Here is a 19,566-nt window from a genome sequence, read left to right as displayed (position 1 = left end):
ATGCACGGCGCCGTCGCTGCCGCATCGCCGTCGCGCGCGCCAGCGCGGTTCATCGGCGAGAAGCCGCTCTTGCGATTCATCACCTGCGGCTCGGTCGACGACGGCAAATCGACGCTGATCGGTCGTCTGCTGTACGACGCCGATCTCGCGCCGGACGATATTATCGCGGCGCTGGAAAGCGATTCGAAAAAGCATGGCACTCAGGGCGAAGAGCTGGATTTCGCCTTGCTCGTCGACGGGCTTGCGGCAGAGCGCGAACAGGGTATCACCATCGACGTCGCCTATCGCTATTTCGCGACCGACAGGCGTAAGTTCATCGTCGCCGACACGCCTGGCCACGAGCAATACACCCGCAACATGGCCGTCGGCGCCTCGACCGCCGAACTCGCCATTCTGCTTGTCGACGCGCGCAAGGGCATCCTGCCGCAAACGCGGCGCCACAGCGTCATCACCTCGATGTTCGGCGTCCGCCATGTCGTCGTCGCGGTCAACAAGATGGATCTCGTCGGCTACAGCGAAGAGGTGTTCCGCAAGATCGAAGCGGATTTTCATGCCTTCGCCGACCATCTTCGCTTCGCGTCCATTTACGTCGCGCCGCTTGTCGCCAAGGATGGCGATAATCTTGTCCACCACAGCGCCAATATGTCTTGGCACGACGGGCCGCCGCTGCTCTCCTATCTTGAGGGCGTCGCGGTGGAGGACGCCACGCGGATCGCGCCCTTCCGCATGCCCGTGCAATGGGTGAATCGGCCTAACCTCGACTTCCGCGGATTTTCGGGCTTCATCAGCGGCGGCAATATTCAGCCGGGCGACATCGTGCGCGTCCTGCCTTCGGGGCGCGACACGCGCGTCGCCAGGATCGTGACATTCGACGGCGATCTCGAAAGCGCCGTTTCCGGTCAGTCGGCGACCCTCACGCTCACCGAAGAGATAGACATTTCGCGCGGCGATCTTTTGTGTTCGCCCGTCTCGCCGGCGAAGACCGGGGATCGTCTCGAAGCGAGGCTGTTGTGGCTCGTGCGTGAGCCTCTTGTCGTCGGCAAGAGCTATCTCTTAAAGCTCGGGACAAAGACTGCGCCGGCCGCCGTGACCGCGGTCGACGCGCGAATCGACATCGAAACCGGCCTGCCGCAGCCGCTTCCCGAAGGGTCGACGCTCGCCTTCAACGAGATCGGCGGCGCGCGCCTGTCGCTCGAGACCGTGATCGCCTGCGATCCCTATGGCGAGAACCGCGAGACAGGCGGGTTCATTCTCATCGACCGCATCACCAATGAAACGGTCGCGGTCGGCATGGTCAAAGCCGTCGCCGCATCGAATGGCCGCGTCGCGCCGCCGCTGACGGAGCTCAGCTACGCCTCCATGGAAGGACTGCCGCTGGCGCGGGAGTCATTTCGACCGACCCCGACGCGCAGCCTGGTGAAGGCGTTGTCCTGGCTCCTGCCGGCAAGCATTTCGACGTTCCTGATCGTTTACGCCTTCGTCCAAAGCGCCGCGCTCGCCGCCGAAATCACCGGCGTTGAAATGATCGCGATCTTCGCGCTCTATTATTTCCACGAGCGGTTTTGGTCGCGACTAAATTTTGGACTCGCGACGGGTGAGGCGCAGGGAAGCGACGATTAGACGCTGTGAGGGCCTCAGTGGGCTTCGTCCCAATTGGCGGCGGCGCGCGCATCGACTTTCAGCGGCACGGCGAGATGGACGGCGGGCGCGGGCGCCTGCTCCATGACGCGGCGCGCGAGTTCGATCGTCGCCTCGGCTTCATCGTTCGGCGCTTCGAAGACAAGCTCGTCATGCACCTGCAGAAGCATCTGCGCCGAGAGACCGGCGCGAATGAGCGCCTCGTCCATCCGTATCATGGCGCGTCTGATGATGTCCGCGGCCGCGCCCTGAATCGGCGCATTGATCGCGGCGCGCTCATAGAAGGCGCGGTCTGACGCATTGGCCGAGGAGATGCCGGGGAAGTGGTAGATTCGGCCAAAAATCGTTGAGACTTCGCCTTTCTCGCGCACCGTCTTGCGCGTTGAATCCATGTAGTCGCGAATGCCGGGAAAGCGTTCGAAATAGCGCTTGATGTAGGCGCTCGCCTCTTCGCGCGGAATGCTCAGCTGATTGGCGAGGCCGAAGGCGGAAATGCCGTAGATGATGCCGAAGTTGATCGCCTTGGCGCGGCGGCGCGTTTCGGGCGGCATGTCCTTGATCGGCACATTGAACATCTCGCTCGCCGTCATCGCGTGAATGTCGAGGTTTTCGGCGAAGGCGCGTCTGAGCTGAGGAATGTCGGCGATATGGGCGAGCAGCCGCAACTCGATCTGCGAGTAATCCGCCGAGATCAGCACATGGCCGGGCGCCGAGACAAAGGCCTTGCGAATTTTGCGGCCGGCCTCATTGCGCACGGGAATGTTCTGCAGATTGGGCTCGGATGAAGAGAGCCTGCCCGTGGTCGTGGCGGCGAGCGCATAGCTCGTGTGGACGCGACCGGTCTCGGCGTTGATATAGCCGGGCAGGGCGTCGGCGTAGGTGCTCTTGAGCTTGGAGAGCTGTCGCCAATCGAGAATGCGGCGTGAAAAATCATTGCCGGCGACGGCGAGGTCTTCGAGAACGCTTGCGGAAGTCGACCAGGCGCCGGTCGCCGTTTTCTTCGCGCCGGGCAACCCCATCTTGCCGAAAAGAATGTCGCCCAACTGCTTGGGCGAGCCAAGGTTGAAACTCTCGCCGGCAAGTTCGAAGATCTCGGCCTCGAGACGCGCCATGTCCTGCGCAAATTCGCCGGAGAGTCGCGACAGGGTCGCGCGCTCGACGGTGACGCCCCTTCGCTCCATGCGGGCGAGCGTCGCGACCATCGGCCGCTCCAAGGTCTCGTAGACGGCAGTCATGCGCTCGGCCAAAAGCCGCGGCTTCAGCACGCGCCAAAGGCGCAGGGAAATGTCCGCCCGTTCGGCGGCGTATTCCGTCGCCGCCGTGAGCGCGGCGCGGGCAAAGCCGAGAAAATTGCGGCCCGCGCCGGCGACGGAGGCGAAGGTCAGAGCCTCGTGTCCGCAATAATTGCGCGCCAGCTCTTCGAGACGATGATCGCCACGTCCCGAGTCCAGCGCGTAGGACATGAGCATGGCGTCGTCGATCGGCGCGACGTCGATTCCGTAGCGCGAAAGAACCAGCAGATCATGCTTCATATTATGTGCGATTTTGAGAATCGAGGCGTCCTCAAACAGCGGCTTTAATCGCGCGAGAGCCGTGTCGAGCGGGATCTGTCCCTCGACCAAATTGGCGCCGGAAAAAAGGTCAGCCGAGTCGCCCGAGCGATGCTGCAGTGGGACATAGCAGGCGCGTCCTGGCGCGGTCGCCAGGGCGACGCCGATGAGTTCGCAACGCATTGGGTCCGGCAAGGTCGTTTCGACATTGATCGCGACGAGTCCTGCGCCAGCGGCTTCCGTGATCCAATCATCCAGACGCTCGGCCGAGATGACCGTCTCATAGCTGGAGCGGTCGATCTTGACCGCCTTCGCTTCGGCGTGACGCGCGGCGACGAGGCTCGCGGGCGTGAGGGCGTCGCTTGTTGCTTTCTCAACGCGCTTCGGCGCTTCAGCAGCGGGCGCCGCGATTTCGGACAATTCACCGTTGCGCCCGCGCCAGCCGGCCGCGCCCACATAACCGGGATCCGGCTCGATATCCTGCGCCTGGAGCCCATACATTTCGGCGACGCGGCGGGTGATCGTCGTGAACTCCATCGCCTGCAGAAAAGCGATCAGCTTCGCCGCGTCTGGTTGATGAAGGCCAAGGTCTTCGAGCGGCGTATCCAGGGGGACGTCGCGAACCAGTTCGCAGAGCTTCTTCGAAAGAAGGATGCGCGCGACCGCGTCCGGCTCGGTCAGCGCCTCGCGGCGCTTGGGCTGCTTTATGCCGGGCGCTTGGGCGAGCAGCGTTTCGAGATCGCCATATTCATTGATGAGCTGAGCAGCGGTTTTGACGCCGATGCCTCTTGCGCCCGGCACATTATCAGTGGAATCGCCCGCGAGCGCCTGCACGTCGACGACCTTGTCCGGCGTAACGCCGAAATAATCGACGACCTCGGCTTCGCCGATGAGGCGTTCTTCGCGCGCGCCTTTCGTTCCAGCCGTCCCCGAGGCGGGGTCGTACATTCTGACCCCGGCACCGACGAGCTGCATCAGATCCTTGTCGGCCGAGACGATCAGCACGTCCGCGCCCTTGGCCTGCGCCTGCGTCGCATAGGTGGCGATGAGATCGTCGGCCTCGTAGACGTCCTGTTCGATCGGGGTGAGGCCGAAAGCGCGCACGACGGCGCGCATCAGCGGGAATTGCGGAATGAGATCGTCCGGCGGCTCGGTGCGGTGCGCTTTATATTCTGGATAAAGATCCTTTCGGAAGGAATGCTCGCTCTTGTCGAAGATGATGGCGAGATGCGTGGGCTTCACGCCGGCCGCGCCTTCGCGCACGAACTGCAACAGCTTCGTGCAGAACAGCCGCACGGCGCCGGTCGGCAGCCGGTCGGAGCGATAGTTGTATTTCGCATCCTGTCGGATCGACTGGAAATAGGCGCGAAAGACGAAGGAGGAGCCGTCAACGAGGAAGATGTGGCTCCCGGGGCCGACGGGCTTATGCGTGAGGGTCATGCGCCTATCTTAGCGGCGCGCGCGCGCCGCGTCATGACGCTGGACCCCGAAACCGCCGTTTGACCGTCGCCGACGCCAAGCCTAGAAGATCGCATGTCCCACAACAGTTTCGGCCATCTTTTCCGCGTCACCACCTTCGGCGAGAGCCACGGGCCGGCGCTCGGCGCGATCGTTGACGGCTGTCCGCCGAAAATTCCGCTGGAAGCGGAGGAGATCCAGGGCTTTCTGGACAAGCGCAAGCCGGGACAATCCCGCTTCACGACGCAGCGGCGGGAGGCGGATGAGGTGAAGATTCTTTCGGGCGTTTTTTCTGACGGCGATGGCCGACAGGTGACGACCGGAACCCCGATCGCGCTCGTGATCGAAAATACCGACCAGCGCTCAAAGGACTATGGCGAGATCGCCGACAAATATCGGCCCGGCCACGCCGATTACGTCTACGACGCGAAATATGGCGTCCGGGATTATCGCGGCGGCGGGCGCTCCTCGGCGCGGGAAACCGCGGCGCGAGTCGCCGCCGGGGCCATCGCGCGGAAGGTCATCGCCGGCGTGACGATTCGCGGCGCGCTGGTGCAGGTTGGCCCGCACAGAATCGACCGCGCGCGGTTCGACTGGGACGAGGTGGAGCGCAATCCGCTTTTCTGTCCGGACGCGCGCGCGGCGGAATTATGGGCTGATTATCTCGATGGCGTGCGCAAGGATGGCTCCTCCGTGGGCGCGGTGATCGAGATTGTCGTCGAGGGCGTTCCGGTTGGTTGGGGCGCGCCGGTTTACGGCAAGCTCGACGCCGATCTCGCCGCGGCAATGATGTCGATCAATGCGGTGAAGGGCGTCGAGATCGGCGCGGGCTTCGCCGCCGCCGAGCTGACCGGCGAAGACAACGCCGACGAGATGCGCGCCGGACAAAACGGACCGCAGTTTTTGTCCAATAACGCCGGCGGCGTGCTCGGCGGCATTTCGACAGGCCAGCCCATCGTCGTGCGCTTTGCAGTGAAGCCGACGTCGTCGATTCTGACGCCGCGCCGCACGATCGATCGCTCTGGCAATGAGACTGAGATCATTACGAAGGGCCGTCACGATCCCTGCGTCGGCATTCGCGCCGTTCCGGTGGGCGAAGCGATGATGGCGTGCGTGCTCGCCGACCACTTCCTGCGCCATCGCGGGCAAATGGGGTGAGGGCCGCGTCGCGGGGCTGATCGCGAGTCGTCGCGAGTCGGCTTACCCCGTCAACGCCACGCGCTCGTGACCGAGGTCGGGTTCGCCGCAACGCTCCAATATTCTTTGGCGGGCGGCGTCGCGCAACGCGATCGCCGCTTGGAAATCATCGCCCTCGGGCGCGATCGGCGCGCCGATATGGACGGCGATCGGGCCTCGCCTGAACAGCCATGAATCGCTGCGCAAAATCGAACGCGTGCCGCGTATGGTGATCGGCACAATTGGAAGCCCCAACTGCGCGGCGCTGGAAAACGCGCCGATATGAAACCCTAGCAGTCCCGGCATGCGCGAAAAGGTGCCCTCCGGAAACCAGACCAGACGCACGCCGGCGCGTGCCGACTTCAAGGCTTCCCTGGCGTCGGCGACGCCGCCTGCCGGATCAGAGCGGCGAACGAAAATCGCGCCGAGTCGCCGCAAGAAGGGTCCGGCGACGCGCTGATGCGCGAGCTCTTCCTTCGCAATGAAGGAGAGTTCTCCCGCGCAGACGGCGACCAGCACGGCGCTGTCGAGATAGCTGGAATGATTGGCGACGAGGATCGCATTGTCTTGCGGGAGCGGCGCGTCGCACGTGACCGAGAGGGGGCATCCGATCATGCGAAAAAACGATCGAGCCGCGGCGCTGACAAGGCGGTGACGCCATGACCGCTTTGGCGTCGCCAGCACGCATGGCCAAACGAAAACGCCAATTAACGTCAGCACGCTCCACGCGTAGCCATTGTATGCCGAGGTCGCGAGGTTGGACAGGGCTTTGCGCAGCCGCGGCGCTGCGCCCGACAGGGCGATGCGGACAAGCTGCAATTGCGGGCTCTCGCTTTTCACGCGCAGCCGACCGGATTCGAACATAGCGCGCGCAGCCGAGCGTCGTATCTTGCCGCTCGAGGTTTTCGGGATGGTGTGCGGCGGAACGAGGACGACTTCATCCGGTGCGAGATCAAGCAAGGCTTGGGACGCCTCGACGATCATTTTGCGCAGCGATTCCCGCCTTGCGTCTTCGGTCAGGCGCGTTTCGGCCAGAACGATGAGTCGTTCCGTGCCGGCGCGCGCGTCGAGCGCGGGAAACACCGCGACGCAGCCTTTTCTCGTCCCTTCGAGCGACCCGACAGCCTCTTCGAGCTCCTGCGGATAGATGTTGCGCCCCGCGCGCTTGATCAAATCCTTGATGCGGCCGGTGACGAAAACGTCGCCGCCGGCGACATAGCCGCGGTCGCCCGTCTCGAGCCAGTCGCCGTCGAACAGCGCGCGAGTCTTTTCCGGATTTTGGAAATATTCTCGCGTTGCGGATGGCCCGCGAAACTGGATGCGTCCCTCCTGGCGTTCAGGCAATTCGCGACTGGAGTCATCGACGATGCGGATCTCGTGATGCGGGAGAGGACGCCCGCAAGCCACCAAGGAAATGACATCCTCGCCGCTGGCGCCCGCCACGCGCGCCACGCCGTCCCGATCGAGCGCTTTCCGATCGACGCGATCGATGAGCGGTCCTCTGCCGAGCGGCGGAAAGGCGAGCCCCACCGCATTTTCCGCGAGGCCGTAGACGGGAGTCATCATCTGGTGCTGAAAGCCATAAGCCGAAAACCGTTGGACAAAGCGCGTTATTGATATTGGGCTCACCGGTTCAGCGCCGTTCATGATTGCGCGCAGCGAAGAAAGATCGAGATTGGCGAGCTTCGTATCGTCGATGGCCTTCAGGCAGAGCTCGTACGCAAAATTCGGCGCCGCCGAGATCGTCGCTTTATGAGCGTCGATCGCCCACAGCCAGCGGGCCGGATCAACGAGAAAAGACAGCGGCGACATGATCAGCGCAGGCGCTCCATAGTAGAGACTGCCCAGCCAGCAACCGATCAGCCCCATGTCGTGATAGAGCGGCAGCCAACTGACGACCCTGTCCGCCGAGGATGCCTTCAACACGGCGCCCATGGCGCGAATGTTAGCGAGAAGATTGGCGTGCGACAGCACAACGCCCTTGGGGTCGCCTGTGCTGCCCGAGGTGTATTGAATGAGCGCTGTCGCGTCGGGCGGCGCCGGCAATGGCGCGGGCAAAGGCGCCGCAGAGCTCAACTCGGGAATCGTCACGATGTGTTGAAGCGCGCCGACCAGCCCGTAGAGCAAGCGTCCGACAATTCTGATCTCGTCGTTGGTGATCAGCGCACAGGCCTCAGCGTTCGACAATATGCCGGCTTGGCGGCGCAGATGATCCTCAATCTGCGATAGACGAAATGGCGGGTAAATCGGAACGGGAACAGCGCCGCAGAACAAAACCGCGAAAAAGGCAACGAAGAAATCACGGCTCGTCGGCAGCATGATCGCGATGCGATCGCCAGAGCCAACGCCTCGTTCGATGAGGCCGCCAGCCGCGGCCCGGGCGGCGTGATAGAGGTCGTGATACGTCAGAGGCTCCGGAGGCCCTTCAGCGCGCCAAAGAAGAACATTTTCGCGCGCGCCATGCCGCGTTGCGTGTTGAGCCAGCGCCTCGACCAGCGTTTTGGCCTCGAGCGGTTCGTCCACAGACTCAAGCGTAAGGTGCGGAGCTGGACGAGGCGCCGCAGGCGCGACCGCGGCGCCGGCCGCGAGAACGGCGTTGAGGAGATCGCGGGGACGGCTGACCTCTCCCAGGAGCCGTTCGGAGAGCTGCACCTTGAATTTGCGGTTGAGCCGCAGCAACAGCTCGGCGCGGGTCAGGCTATCCAGCGCCAGATCGCGATCAAGGTCGCTGTCGAGCTGCACGAGACGCGCCTCGACCATATCCGGATGCAACTCGATGACGAGACCGCGGACGACCTCAAGAACGATCTCCTGGGCGTCTTCCACGGGGCGCATCGACGCCCGCTCAAGGCCTGATTTCGCCTCCGGCATGGACTTTCCACTCATGCGCCGCATAACGCGTCGCTCGATAGATCTATGGTCGCGCCTCCGACTCGGCGAGTCTGCTGGGCGAACATCATGTGCGACCCGGAAGGCCGATCGAAAGTTGCGCGCCCCCGCACAGTGACGGCAAAGCTGGAGGGTTACTGCGAGAAGCAAGTCCATATCGACAGACTCACTGTCCCGGAATCCGACCAACCCGGATCGAGCGCGAGTCATGTAATCAAGCGTGAAGCGGCGTCGCGCATTCGCTTTGTCATGCATCAAAAATGACGCGTCGCTTGGTCGCACAGCGGTTTTTCGTTACCTCGCTTGACCGCGCCCAGGATTGAAACCTAAGTTCGGTACTTGGAACCCGAGAGGCGGCGGTGGATCCAATCTTCCAGCGGAAAAGTCAGCGCGCGCGCATTTTTGCGGCGCTCATCGCTTTCCTTCTGCTCGTGCAGACCACGAGCGCGGGTGCAGGCGCCATTGCGCTGGGAGAAGGCGTCGCTTTCGGAACAATCTGCGCGCCGCAGGATGCGGTGAACGGCGAAGCGCCGCTTTTCCCAAATGAACGCCATCGCCATGGGTTCTGTTGCGTTCTTCACAATGGCGCGTTGGACGCGCCTCCTTCCAAGCCAGTCGTTTCGATCGCTCTGATTTTTCCAGCTGAGGCGCATTCGCCTCCGCTGGAGAGGTTCGGTCACGCGCCGCGCATCGAGCCAAAGCGCGCGCCTCAATCGCCACGAGCTCCTCCCCGACAGGGCTGAAGTTTTTCTCGCGCTGAAATCCAACGCAGCCGCCATCATTGCGATGGCGATGCAGCGAGAGCGCGTTCGCGAAAGATCCTTCAACGGATCCTGTTGCGACGGCTGCGATAGCAGACGCGGCGACTGCCGAGCGCGCGCATCAAACCATTCGAAGGGGCATGCCCCCCATAACCAGAATTTTGGAGATGACTTATGAGCATGACAAAAGCAGAGGCCCGTTCCGCCGCCCGAAGCGCCGAACGAATTATCGACACCAGGCCCGTTCTTATCGGCGTTTTGGCGCTGATGTTCTTCGTGGCCTTCCTGCGCCTCTATGAACAAATCTTCGCCTGGAGCTTCGGCCTCGATTCCTTCTCGCCAGAGTTTCAGCTCTATTGGTTGGGCCTGTTGCAATTTGCGATTCTCGCGTCGTGCTTGGGCGCGGTCGGCCTCGTCGGCTTTCTGTGGCGCACGCGCGATCGCGATCTGGCGAATTTGCAAGCCTCAGCCGAAACGCGACGGCTTGTTTATCTCGTCCAGTGGCTGCTCGTTTTCGCGCTCGCCCTGTTTTGGGGCTTAAGCTTCTTTTCGGAGCAGACGGCGGTCTGGCACATGACCGCCGTGCGCGACACGGATTTCACGCCGAGCAATATCATCACCTTCTATATTGCATATCCGCTTTTTTCGATCATCGGGCTCGGCGCGTTCTGCTATGCGAAAACGCGTCTGCCGACTTTCGCGAAGGGCTATTCTCTCGCCTTCGTGGTTCTTGTCGTCGGCGTCTTCATGACGATCCCGAATGTGGGATTCAATGAATGGGGTCACACGTTCTGGGCAATGGACGAAGGCTTTGCAGGTCCGCTGCATTGGGGCTTCGTCTTTTTCGGCTGGATGTCGCTAGCGACTTTCGGCGTCGTGCTGCTGATCCTTGGCCGTCTTCACGAACTCCTCGGCGCGGATGTGCTAGAGCAGCTCTATCGACGTTAAGTCACCCGCCGCATATTGCGAAGCCGGCGCCGACTCTTGGAGCGGCGCCGGTTGCTTTCTCAGGTTCGCTGCATGTGCAGAAGCCGACGCTTCCATGTGGCTGAATCTGCCTCACGGCAATGCGTGTCGCATCAGCACGGCCGGGAATGACGTCTCCGAATCAAGATGGACATTCGCCTCCGCTATCGTTTTAAATCCTAGCGCCTTGTAAAAATTTTCGGCAGCGTACGTTGAGCAACAATGAAGTTCGCTTACGTCCCGAGCCTTAGCGTCCATGCAGCACCGATTCATAATGGAACGCGCGACGCCCAAGCGAGCCCAGCCGGGATGGGTGGCGAAATGTCGGATATGCGCTTCCCCTCGGACGATCTTGGCGGTCCCTGGATGCTCAAGCGACCAGCCTCCGCATCCGATGAGTTCGCCGTGGCTGCTCTGCGCGACGTAGAAGGCGCCAGATGCGAGGAGTGTCGGATTTGCCTTTGTCATGAAAGGCAAGGCTCGTTCGAGCACCGCCTTTTCGTAATGCGACGCCAACAGAGTTGAATAGCTCGCCGCCAGAAGGGCGCTCACCGCGTCTGCATCAGAGGGAGCGGTGATCCTTACGATATAGGTCACGGTCGCGACCGCTGCGACAAGAACGGCGGCGCGCCGCTACGCCGCGAGGTCCGCGACCACCGCATCGAGCACCGGGAAACCCTCGGAGCTCACGCGCAGCCTGTTGTCGCGGGTGAATTCGACCAGCCCGTCGCCAATCAGTTCGCTGATGCGCGACTGCGACAAGCGTTTGCCGGTCAGCAGGAAATAGCGCTGCGGATCGACGCCTTCGCGCAGCCGCAGCCCCATTAGCAGGAATTCGTCGCCTTCCTGCTCGGACGAGAGCAATTCGTCCTCGATGATGCCGTGGCCTTCGGTCTCGACGCAGGTCAGCCACATCTCGGGATGCCGCTCGGTGGACTGGGCGCGCCGCCCGCGCGGCGTGACCACCCGCCCATGCGCGCCGGGACCGACGCCGACATATTCGCCGTAGCGCCAATACACCAGATTGTGCCGACACTCGGCGCCGGGCCGCGCATGATTGGAGACTTCGTAAGCCGGCAGGCCGGCGCGGGCGGTGACTTCCTGCGTCACGTCCCAGAGCGCGCGCTGCGTATCGGCGTCGGGCAACGCCATCTTGCCGGTGTTGACCATGCGCTCGAACATCGTGTCCGGCTCGATCGTCAGCTGATAAAGCGAGACATGCTCCGGCGAACGGGTGAGCGCCAGCTCCAGCTCCTTTCGCCAGGCGGCGGCGGTCTGGCCCGAGCGGCCATAGATCAGATCAAACGATGTCCGCTCAAAGACGGAATTGGCGACGTCGAGCGCCATCAGGGCTTCTGCAACGGAATGCTGCCGGCCGAGCGCGCGAAGGTCAATGTCGTTCAAGGCCTGCACGCCGAGCGAGACGCGGTTGACGCCGGCGGCTTTGAACCCCTTGAAACGCGAAGCCTCGACGCTCGTCGGATTGGCTTCGAGCGTGATTTCGCAGTCTTTGGCGAGACTCCAATGGCTCGAAATCTGGGAGAGAATGGCTTGCGCCGTCGAAGGCGACATCAACGACGGCGTGCCGCCGCCAAAGAAAATCGAGCGGACTTCGCGCCCGGGCGTCAGCGCGGCGCGATGCGCAAGCTCCGCGCTGAAGGCCTCGACGAAGCGGTCCTCGTCGACGTCGCCGCGCCTCACGTGGCTGTTGAAATCGCAATAGGGGCATTTCGACAGGCAGAACGGCCAGTGGACATAGACGCCAAAGCCGGGGTCGAAAGCGTTGCGAATCGGTGTCGCCATGGTCCTTTATCGCATGGAATGGCGGGAAGGGCACGGCGATCTGGGCCCCCCTTTTAGGAGGCTGTATGGCGTTTTGGGACGTTTTGCGGTTCTGGTGGAGGAAGCCGGCGGTTCAACAGCCGGACGCAGCCATGCTGGCGATCGCCGAGGCGATCTCCCGCAATCTCGCGGCTCTGGGCCTATTCGTCGATTCGCGGCCATACGGGCGCGGGTTCTTTGAAATCAAAGCCTCGACCTCCTCGAAATTGATCACCACGCCCGACGGGCGGGAGGCGTCTGGGATCGCGCTTCTGCTCGCCGGCGCGTATGAGCCGCCGTCGCTGGTTTTCGAACAGATCAACTCTTTGCAGCGCGGCTTGGGGCGGGCGATGGTGGAGGCCGTCATCGCCGGGGTAAAGGAGCGTCCCGGCGCGTTCCGGCTGCTGCGGGTCAACGACCTTTCGCCGCGCTTGCAGGACGGCCGGCGATGGTGGGAACATGTCGCCGCGGCGCATCCCGAATTCGATTGGGTGATCACGCATGAGGAGCCGTTCGGAAGTGCGCCTGGGACGTGAGCGGCGGGGTTTTGACGCGCTGTCTTTTCTCCGCTCAAGGCTTGCCGCGCGGCGCATGCCGCATGCCGACCCGGCGCCCGTGCAGACGGTGAGCGAGATCGAAAACGCGCCCGATTTCTTAAGGAAGCGGCGAACGCTCGCGGCGCTCGTGGCGGAGTTCGGCTACGACCTCAGCAAAGTGACCCTCAGCCCACAGAAAAAGACGTTCAACTATCTCGGCCAAAGCTTCACTTCGGAGGGACAGTCTTTTCCCGATGGCCGCATCGAAATTTTTTACGATCCGCATATGAGCGACGCGCGCCTTGGCTGCTGTCTCGCGCATGAACTGCAGCATGTGCGCTATTTCGTTGTGCGCGACGCCTATCGTGCAGAGGCGGCTGACGGCCCCTTGCGCCGACGCTTCGCCAAATACGCGCCAGAACTGCTCGCGGCGCAGCGAGGCGTTTCCAATTATTCGAACGAACATTGGGACGCCTGGAAAGGCGAAGCGCCGCCGCAGCTCTTCTCTTTCGAGTTGGAGGAGGGGGAAAGCGAACCCATCAATGAGACGATCGCGGAGGTCGCCAAGGCGCTCTACAACTGGGGGCCGGACGTGCGCATCAATGCTCTATGGAAAGAGCTGCACGACGCGATCAATGAAGAACATGCTTCGCTTCGAAGCGCGTAATGCGCCGCCGGTTCACGGTTTGCGTTCACGTTCGAGCAGCTCGCGTTTGCGCTCTACTCCCCAATAGTAGCCGGAAAGCGCGCCGTCGCTGCGCACGACGCGATGGCAGGGAACCGCGAGCGACACCGGATTGGCCGCGCAGGCGCCCGCGACGGCGCGCGTCGCTTTCGGCGCGCCGATGCGTCGGGCGATCTCCGCGTAGCTTGCCGTTTCTCCCGCGGGAATTTCGCGCAGCGCGGCCCAGACGCGCTGTTGAAAGGCCGTGCCGCGCATGTCGAGCGGCAGTTCAAAAGATGATTGCGGTCGCTCCACCATGCCCACCGCCGCGGCGACATAGCCTTCGAAGCCCGCATCGCCGCCGACGAGCGTGGCGCGCGGAAATCGAGCTTGCAGATCGCGCAGCAGGTCTTCGGGGTCATCTCCCAGCGAAATGGCGCAAATGCCCTTCGCGCTCGCCACGACCAGCACCGCGCCCAGAGACGACTGGCCGATGGCGAAGCGGATCGTCTCGCATGGCGCCCCTGCGCGATAGGCGCTTGGCGTCATGCCCAATGTGTCCTTCGCCGTCGCGTAGAACCGCGCGCTCGAATTATAGCCAGAATCATAGATCGCCTTTGTCACTGTGCGGCTCTCTTTGAGTTCGTCGCGCAGGCGCGCGCGCCGATGCGCCTGAGCATAGGCCTTGGGCGTAACCCCGGCGATGCGCGAAAACAGTCGGTGGAAATGATAGGGGCTCAATCCGATCGTGCGCGCCAACTGCGCAAGCGTCGGCGGCGCTTCGGCCGCTTCGATCATTCGGCAGGCGCGGGCGATCTTCTGCGCGTCCTGTTCCTGCTGCGACGGCGCCTCGGGCCGGCAGCGGCGGCAAGGACGAAAACCAGCCGCCTCCGCTTCGGCGGCTGTGGCGCAAAAGCGCACATTGGCGCGTTTCGCCGGCCGAGACGGGCAGGAGGGTCGGCAATAGACGCCAGTCGTTTCGACGCAATAGTAGAAGTCGCCATCGCGGCGCGCATCGCGCGCGACAACCGCCGCCCAGCGCGTCTCGTCGGGGTCGAGCGAATGTGCCTGCGTCATGTCGTTCATCTGCATTCCGCGCATCATCCATCTTTTGCGACGACCGCCGCAATGCGTTTCTTGCGGTCAAATCTAGATCCGGCCGATACTCGCCGGGCGAACCTATGTTGTATGGTTGAGCCACGGACCGAACCGGAAATGCCGCGAAAACGCTACATTGATGGCTTTACGCGACGGCAAGCCATTATCGGCGCCGGCGCAAGCCTTGCCTGTTCCGGCGCGCGCGCCGCGACGGCCTCGACCCTGCTCGTCACACATGCTGCTGCGCTCGCGCATGACATGGGGCCGGGTCACGTCGAGCGGCCGGAGCGCCTTCGCGCCATTCTGCGCGCGCTTGACGAAGCGCGTTTCGAAGGCCTCATGCGCGCCGAAGCGCCTTTAGCGTCGCAGGAAGCTTTATCGCGCGCGCATAGTTTTGAACACCTCGCGCTTCTCGCAAAATCGGCGCCTTCAGAGGGATATGCGCGCATTGGTCCGGACGTCGCCATGAACGGCGCCACGCATGAAGCGGCGCTGCGCGCAGCCGGCGGCGCGCTCGCGGCCGTCGATGCGGTGATGCGCGGCGACGCCAAGAATGTTTTCGTCGCCATGCGGCCGCCGGGACATCATGCGACGCGCGACGCGCCGATGGGCTTTTGCTTTTTTAACAACGCCGCCGTGGCGGCGCTGCATGCGCGCGCGGCGCATGGCGCGTCGCGCGTCGCCATCGTCGATTTTGACGTGCATCACGGCAATGGCGTGCAGGAGATTTTCTGGAGCGATCGAAACGTGCTTTACGCTTCGACGCATCAGATGCCGCTTTATCCCGGAACCGGGGCGGTGAGCGAAACCGGCGCGCATGACACGATCGTCAACGCGCCGCTCGCAAAGGGCGATGGCGGCACGCAATTCCGTGAGGCGCTGTCATCTCGCATTCTGCCGTGTGTCGATGCGTTTTCGCCCGATCTCATCATTCTTTGCGCCGGCTTCGACGCTCATCTCCATGATCCGCTCGGCGGATTAAGATTCATCGCCGAAGATTTCAGGGACGTCACGCTGCGCGTGATGGAGATCGCCGCACGCCGCTGCAAGGGTCGCATCGTCTCGCTGCTCGAAGGTGGCTATCGCCCAGAGGATCTTGCGCGCAGCGTTGCGGCGCATGTCGGCGCATTGATGGAAGCGTGAGTTTGCGGCTTGTCATTTCCGACACGCGCGATGCGCGTGATCGGGAATCCAGAAAAATCTTGGATTCAGTGTAGCGGCTCTGGAATCCCGGTCGGGTCTTCGACCCGCCGGGAATGACATTTTGATCACCCAAGCCGCGCCGCCAGCCTGCTCCACAAAGCGTTCTCCGCCTGAAAGATGTAATCGAGCCGCGCGCTGGTGACGCTTTTGGCGCCTCGGGCGATCAGCCAATCGGCGAGCGCCGCCACTTTTTTCGCCGGACAGGAAAACGTCGCTGACTCGTAGTCCATGTTGCGCAATCCGGCGCCGAAGCTCGCCTCGGCCTCTCGCAGGATATGTTCGCTCGGCGTTGGCAGGCTTGCGCGCACGTCGCGCGTCGTGCGCGCTTCTTCTTCCGCGGCGATGCGGGAGAGAATGACGCGCGCCGCTTCGCGCGCCGCATCGTTCCAAGGCGCCGTCAGCGAGGCGACGAGATTGGCCTGCGAGCGGAGAATGACGCCGTCCTCGATGATCTTCAGCGCATTCGCCGCGAGCGTCGCGCCCGTCGTCGTGATGTCGACGATGAGATCGGCGGAGCCCGCCGCGGGCGCGCCTTCGGTTGCGCCTGAGCTTTCCACGATGCGGTAGTCGGACACGCCATGAGCGGCGAAGAAGCGCCGCGTCGTGTTGACGTATTTCGTCGCAACGCGCAGCCCGCGGCCGTGGCGTGTGCGAAATCCATCGGCGACGTCGGCGAGATCGCTCATGTAGCGCACGTCGATCCAGGCTTGCGGAACCGCGACGACGACATTCGCGGCGCCAAACCCAAGCGGCGCGAGAAGCTCCACCTTCTTGTCGGCGTCGGCGATCTCCTCGCGCACCAGATCTTCGCCGGTGACGCCGAGATGGGCTTCGCCCAAGGCCAGCCGGCGCGTAATCTCGGACGCGGAGAGATAGGCGACTTCCGCGCCTTCGACTCCGGCGACGGCGCCGCGATAGTCGCGCGCGCCGCGGCCTTGCGTCAGCTCCAGGCCGGCGCGCGCGAAGAAGGCAGCGGCGTTCTCCTGCAGCCGGCCTTTTGAGGGGGAGGCGATGATGAGTTTTTGCACGGGCGCCATCATGCTTCTCCCGCGCTCGGGGAAAGACGGTCGATCCAGATCGCGGCGCCGACAGCCGGTATGTCCGATGCTGCGCCGAGCGTCTTGAGCAGTCTGTCGTAGCGTCCGCCGCCGATCACCGGCTCGCCCTCGCTGGAGTGGCGGGCCTCGAAAACGAAGCCGGTGTAATAGTCGAGATGACGCGCAAAACTTGCCGAGAAGCGGATCTCGTGAACGGCGAGGCCGCGCGCGGCGATGGCCTCGGCGCGCGCGTCAAACGCGTCCAGCGCGGCGGAGAGGTCAAGCTGTGCGTCGGCGGCCAGCCGGCGCATGGCTGCGGAAGCTGACTCGGGCGCGCCTTCGATGGTGAAAAAAGTCTCCGCCAACGCGCGCGTCTCGTTGGACACTCCCGCGCCTTCGGCGAGCGTCGCTTGATCGAGAAAGCGTTCGGCGATTTCAGCCGCGCTGCGGCCGCCGACGGCGGTGATGCCGGCGATAGACAGCAAGTCCTCGACGAGACGGCGCGCATCCGATGGGTCGACTTTGGTCAGCGCCGCCAAGACGCCCGACTGTTCCGATCCGCCATTGCGTTCGGGCGAGGCAAAAATATCGGATATCCTTTGGCCGCGCGCGTGCCCGGCCGCCAGACGCCGCCGCCAGACCGGCGGCATCTCAAGTCGTTCGAGGAAGGCCGCGACGAGCCCGGCGTCGCCGATCAGGACCCTGAGCGCCGTCGCGCCGGCCGCCGCCGCGGCCTCGAGCGAAGCGGCCAGAATTTCGACGTCCGCTGCTTCGCGGTCCTGGCGGCCGAAGCTCTCCAGCCCCGCCTGAAGAAACTCGCCGTCGCCGGTCGCGCCATGTTCAGGCGCGCGAAAGATCGAGCCGCCATACGCATATGCGGCCGGATCGCCCGCCCGAGCGGAGGCGAGATAATCGAGGCAGACCGGAATCGTATATTCCGGCCGCAGGCAAAATTCAGCGCCTGAGCCATCGCTCGTCAGGTAAAGCCGGCCGCGGAAATCCTCTCCGGATCGATCCAGAAATACATGGGCCGGCTGCAGGAGGCGCGGCTCGCAGCGTGCGAACCCCTCGCGCGCGAAATGCGCGAGGATGGCCGCAAGGCTCGTAGCTTCTCGTTCTGCGGAAGTGGCGGTGACGGCGTTCAAGCGCAAATCCCTCGAATTTGCGCTCTCTTTAGCAAGTGCGCCGCGCCTGCGCACCCCTGCTCCGGGCGAAAGGTGAACGCCCAAAGCAAAGGCCGCGGTCCGGAGCCTTGCATCCCTCGCGCTCGTCTGCCAAATAAGGGGCCGGGAGGTTGGCGGTGGACGCTTCACTCGCCAACCGGGTCAGGTCCGGAAGGAAGCAGCCCTAACGAGCTTGGGCGGGTCTTCGTTCAGCCTCCCACCTTCTTCGGCGAGCAGCGAATGGCGTAGCGCAATATACTGCGCTGTTCGTCGCTCGTCTGCCGCCGGATGGATGCAGATGGACCACGAGCACGATCCGCCGAGGCCATCGCTGGCGCCTGACGAGGGGCCTTCGCTATTTGGCGCCGATCAGGCGCCGCCGTCGGCCTATCGCGTGCTGGCGCGCAAATATCGACCGACCACCTTCGTAGACCTGATCGGCCAAGAGCCGATGGTGCGCACGCTCGAAAACGCCTTCGATCTCAATCGAATTCATCAGGCCTATCTGCTGACCGGCGTGCGCGGCGTCGGCAAGACGACGACCGCGCGCATTCTCGCGCGCGCCTTCAACTATGAACTGCCGGCAGGAGACGGGCGGCCCGCGATCAATCAGCCGACGATTCATATGGAGGCGCTCGGCGTCCACTGTCAGGCGATCATCGATTCGCGCCATGTCGACGTGCTCGAAATGGACGCCGCCTCGCACACGGGCATCGACGACATCCGCGAGATCATCGACAACGCCCGCTACCGCCCAGTGATGGCGCGGACCAAAGTCTACATCATCGACGAAGTGCACATGCTCTCGAAGGCCGCGTTCAACGGTCTCCTGAAGACGCTTGAAGAGCCGCCCGAGCATGTGAAGTTCATCTTCGCGACGACGGAAATCGACAAGGTGCCCGTGACGGTGCGTTCGCGCTGCCAGCGCTTTGATCTGCGCCGCATCGACGCCGGTCTGCTCGCCAATCATCTGCTGGGCGTCTGCAAGGCCGAAGGCGTCGCCATCGAGCCGGAAGCGCTCGCCATGATCGCGCGCGCGGCGGAAGGCTCGGCGCGCGATGCGCTGTCCTTGCTCGATCAGGCGATCGCCTATGGCGCGGCGCATTCGGCGGGCGGCGCGATCGCCGCCGAGGATCTGCGGCTGATGCTCGGCGTCGCCGACAAAGCGCGAATCATCGACCTTTTCGAAGCGGCGATGTCGGGCGATATCGCCAAGGCGATCGCCATTCTCGAAGATCAGTATAACGGCGGCGCCGATCCGGCGCAGGTGCTGCTGGAGCTCGCCGAATTCACCCATCTCGCCACACGCCTGAAGCTTGCGCCGGAGACCGCCCAGTCGGCGGCGTTGACGCCCGAAGAGAAACGTCGCGGCGAAGAGGCCGCAACGCGCCTTTCGGTTCCTGCGCTCACGCGCGCCTGGCAAATATTGATGAAAGGCGTCGACGAATTGCGCGGCGCGCAGCGGCCGTTGGCGGCGGCCGACATGGTGCTGGTGCGGCTCGCTTACGCCGCCGACATGCCTTCGCCGTCGGAGGCGCTGCGCCGCCTGGGATTTGGGGAGAACGCTTCGAGCGCCGACTCCGCGGCGCCCTCAGCGCGAAGCGCA

At 63.6% G+C, this 19,566-nt stretch carries 15 protein-coding genes and 1 other RNA gene; 8 read left to right on the top strand and 8 right to left on the bottom strand.

Going from position 1 to position 19,566, the window contains the following annotated elements; translation table 11 throughout:
- Positions 1-1,620, top strand: a complete 1,620-nt coding sequence (gene cysN, locus NEI07_RS17355) for a sulfate adenylyltransferase subunit CysN (protein WP_256036305.1) — start codon at positions 1-3, stop codon at positions 1,618-1,620.
- Positions 1,621-1,634: 14 nt separating this feature from the next.
- Here cysN and polA read toward each other — a convergent pair whose 3' ends face one another.
- Positions 1,635-4,628, bottom strand: a complete 2,994-nt coding sequence (polA, locus tag NEI07_RS17350) for a DNA polymerase I (RefSeq protein ID WP_256036304.1) — start codon at positions 4,626-4,628, stop codon at positions 1,635-1,637.
- A 93-nt stretch (positions 4,629-4,721) separates the two neighbouring features.
- Here polA and aroC point away from each other — a divergent pair, with 93 nt between their 5' ends.
- Positions 4,722-5,804 carry a chorismate synthase gene (aroC, locus tag NEI07_RS17345; protein ID WP_256036303.1) on the top strand — a complete coding sequence of 361 codons (1,083 nt, stop codon included), beginning with the start codon at positions 4,722-4,724 and terminating at the stop codon, positions 5,802-5,804.
- A 42-nt stretch (positions 5,805-5,846) separates the two neighbouring features.
- Here the strand turns inward: aroC and NEI07_RS17340 are convergent, their stop codons facing one another.
- Complete coding sequence (locus NEI07_RS17340) at positions 5,847-8,693, bottom strand: AMP-binding protein (protein WP_256036302.1); 2,847 nt, start codon at positions 8,691-8,693, stop codon at positions 5,847-5,849.
- Positions 8,694-9,037: 344 nt separating this feature from the next.
- Positions 9,038-9,424: a hypothetical protein gene (locus NEI07_RS17335; protein WP_256036301.1), complete on the bottom strand. Its 387-nt coding sequence runs from the start codon at positions 9,422-9,424 to the stop codon at positions 9,038-9,040.
- A gap of 222 nt (positions 9,425-9,646) precedes the next feature.
- On the opposite strand from NEI07_RS17335, the gene NEI07_RS17330 reads away from it, so the two are divergent.
- Positions 9,647-10,420, top strand: coding sequence for a methane monooxygenase/ammonia monooxygenase subunit C (locus NEI07_RS17330; RefSeq protein WP_256036300.1), 774 nt, complete (start codon positions 9,647-9,649; stop codon positions 10,418-10,420).
- A 111-nt stretch (positions 10,421-10,531) separates the two neighbouring features.
- On the opposite strand, the gene NEI07_RS17325 is transcribed toward NEI07_RS17330, so the two are convergent.
- A complete protein-coding gene (locus NEI07_RS17325) occupies positions 10,532-10,906 on the bottom strand; it encodes a GNAT family N-acetyltransferase (RefSeq protein WP_256036350.1) in 375 nt (124 codons plus the stop codon).
- A 165-nt stretch (positions 10,907-11,071) separates the two neighbouring features.
- Positions 11,072-12,241: a radical SAM family heme chaperone HemW gene (gene hemW / locus NEI07_RS17320; protein WP_256036299.1), complete on the bottom strand. Its 1,170-nt coding sequence runs from the start codon at positions 12,239-12,241 to the stop codon at positions 11,072-11,074.
- Positions 12,242-12,306: 65 nt separating this feature from the next.
- Here hemW and NEI07_RS17315 point away from each other — a divergent pair, with 65 nt between their 5' ends.
- Both NEI07_RS17315 and NEI07_RS17310 read left to right on the top strand, forming a co-directional pair.
- The gene (locus tag NEI07_RS17315) at positions 12,307-12,795 is read left to right on the top strand and encodes a hypothetical protein (protein WP_256036298.1); all 489 of its coding nucleotides are present in this window, start codon (positions 12,307-12,309) and stop codon (positions 12,793-12,795) included.
- Between the two features lie 55 nt (positions 12,796-12,850).
- Positions 12,851-13,462, top strand: coding sequence for a hypothetical protein (locus NEI07_RS17310; protein WP_256036297.1), 612 nt, complete (start codon positions 12,851-12,853; stop codon positions 13,460-13,462).
- Positions 13,463-13,474: 12 nt separating this feature from the next.
- Here NEI07_RS17310 and ada read toward each other — a convergent pair whose 3' ends face one another.
- Entirely contained in the window at positions 13,475-14,545 is a 1,071-nt protein-coding gene (ada, locus tag NEI07_RS17305) for a bifunctional DNA-binding transcriptional regulator/O6-methylguanine-DNA methyltransferase Ada (RefSeq protein ID WP_256036296.1), read from the bottom strand.
- A 129-nt stretch (positions 14,546-14,674) separates the two neighbouring features.
- Here ada and NEI07_RS17300 point away from each other — a divergent pair, with 129 nt between their 5' ends.
- Complete coding sequence (locus tag NEI07_RS17300; RefSeq protein WP_256036295.1) at positions 14,675-15,700, top strand: histone deacetylase family protein; 1,026 nt, start codon at positions 14,675-14,677, stop codon at positions 15,698-15,700.
- Positions 15,701-15,825: 125 nt separating this feature from the next.
- Here the strand turns inward: NEI07_RS17300 and hisG are convergent, their stop codons facing one another.
- Both hisG and NEI07_RS17290 read right to left on the bottom strand, forming a co-directional pair.
- A complete protein-coding gene (hisG, locus tag NEI07_RS17295; RefSeq protein WP_256036294.1) occupies positions 15,826-16,797 on the bottom strand; it encodes an ATP phosphoribosyltransferase in 972 nt (323 codons plus the stop codon).
- A complete protein-coding gene (locus tag NEI07_RS17290; RefSeq protein WP_256036293.1) occupies positions 16,797-17,948 on the bottom strand; it encodes an ATP phosphoribosyltransferase regulatory subunit in 1,152 nt (383 codons plus the stop codon). The genes hisG and NEI07_RS17290 overlap by 1 nt, the downstream gene beginning before the upstream one ends.
- A gap of 137 nt (positions 17,949-18,085) precedes the next feature.
- Here NEI07_RS17290 and ffs point away from each other — a divergent pair.
- Together ffs and NEI07_RS17280 are read left to right on the top strand one after the other, a co-directional pair.
- An RNA gene (gene ffs / locus NEI07_RS17285) (signal recognition particle sRNA small type) lies at positions 18,086-18,182 on the top strand.
- Between the two features lie 76 nt (positions 18,183-18,258).
- On the top strand, positions 18,259-19,566 hold a 1,308-nt coding region (locus NEI07_RS17280; protein WP_256036291.1), incomplete at its 3' end, for a DNA polymerase III subunit gamma/tau.

Source organism: Methylocystis suflitae, assembly GCF_024448135.1.
Taxonomy (GTDB): Bacteria; Pseudomonadota; Alphaproteobacteria; order Rhizobiales; family Beijerinckiaceae; genus Methylocystis; species Methylocystis suflitae.
Note: the sequence above shows the minus strand (reverse complement) of the source record. Positions and strands in the feature narration are given on the sequence as shown.

Bases quoted from the DNA above. Each gene is read 5' to 3' on its own strand.
- hemW (WP_256036299.1), bottom strand. From the start codon at position 12,241: ATGGCGACACCGATTCGCAACGCTTTCGACCCCGGCTTTGGCGTCTAT.
- NEI07_RS17315 (WP_256036298.1), top strand. From the start codon at position 12,307: ATGGCGTTTTGGGACGTTTTGCGGTTCTGGTGGAGGAAGCCGGCGGTT.
- cysN (WP_256036305.1), top strand. From the start codon at position 1: ATGCACGGCGCCGTCGCTGCCGCATCGCCGTCGCGCGCGCCAGCGCGG.
- polA (WP_256036304.1), bottom strand. From the start codon at position 4,628: ATGACCCTCACGCATAAGCCCGTCGGCCCCGGGAGCCACATCTTCCTC.
- aroC (WP_256036303.1), top strand. From the start codon at position 4,722: ATGTCCCACAACAGTTTCGGCCATCTTTTCCGCGTCACCACCTTCGGC.
- hisG (WP_256036294.1), bottom strand. From the start codon at position 16,797: ATGGCGCCCGTGCAAAAACTCATCATCGCCTCCCCCTCAAAAGGCCGG.
- NEI07_RS17340 (WP_256036302.1), bottom strand. From the start codon at position 8,693: ATGCCGGAGGCGAAATCAGGCCTTGAGCGGGCGTCGATGCGCCCCGTG.
- NEI07_RS17300 (WP_256036295.1), top strand. From the start codon at position 14,675: ATGCCGCGAAAACGCTACATTGATGGCTTTACGCGACGGCAAGCCATT.
- NEI07_RS17325 (WP_256036350.1), bottom strand. From the start codon at position 10,906: ATGACAAAGGCAAATCCGACACTCCTCGCATCTGGCGCCTTCTACGTC.
- NEI07_RS17330 (WP_256036300.1), top strand. From the start codon at position 9,647: ATGAGCATGACAAAAGCAGAGGCCCGTTCCGCCGCCCGAAGCGCCGAA.
- NEI07_RS17310 (WP_256036297.1), top strand. From the start codon at position 12,851: ATGCCGCATGCCGACCCGGCGCCCGTGCAGACGGTGAGCGAGATCGAA.
- ada (WP_256036296.1), bottom strand. From the start codon at position 14,545: ATGAACGACATGACGCAGGCACATTCGCTCGACCCCGACGAGACGCGC.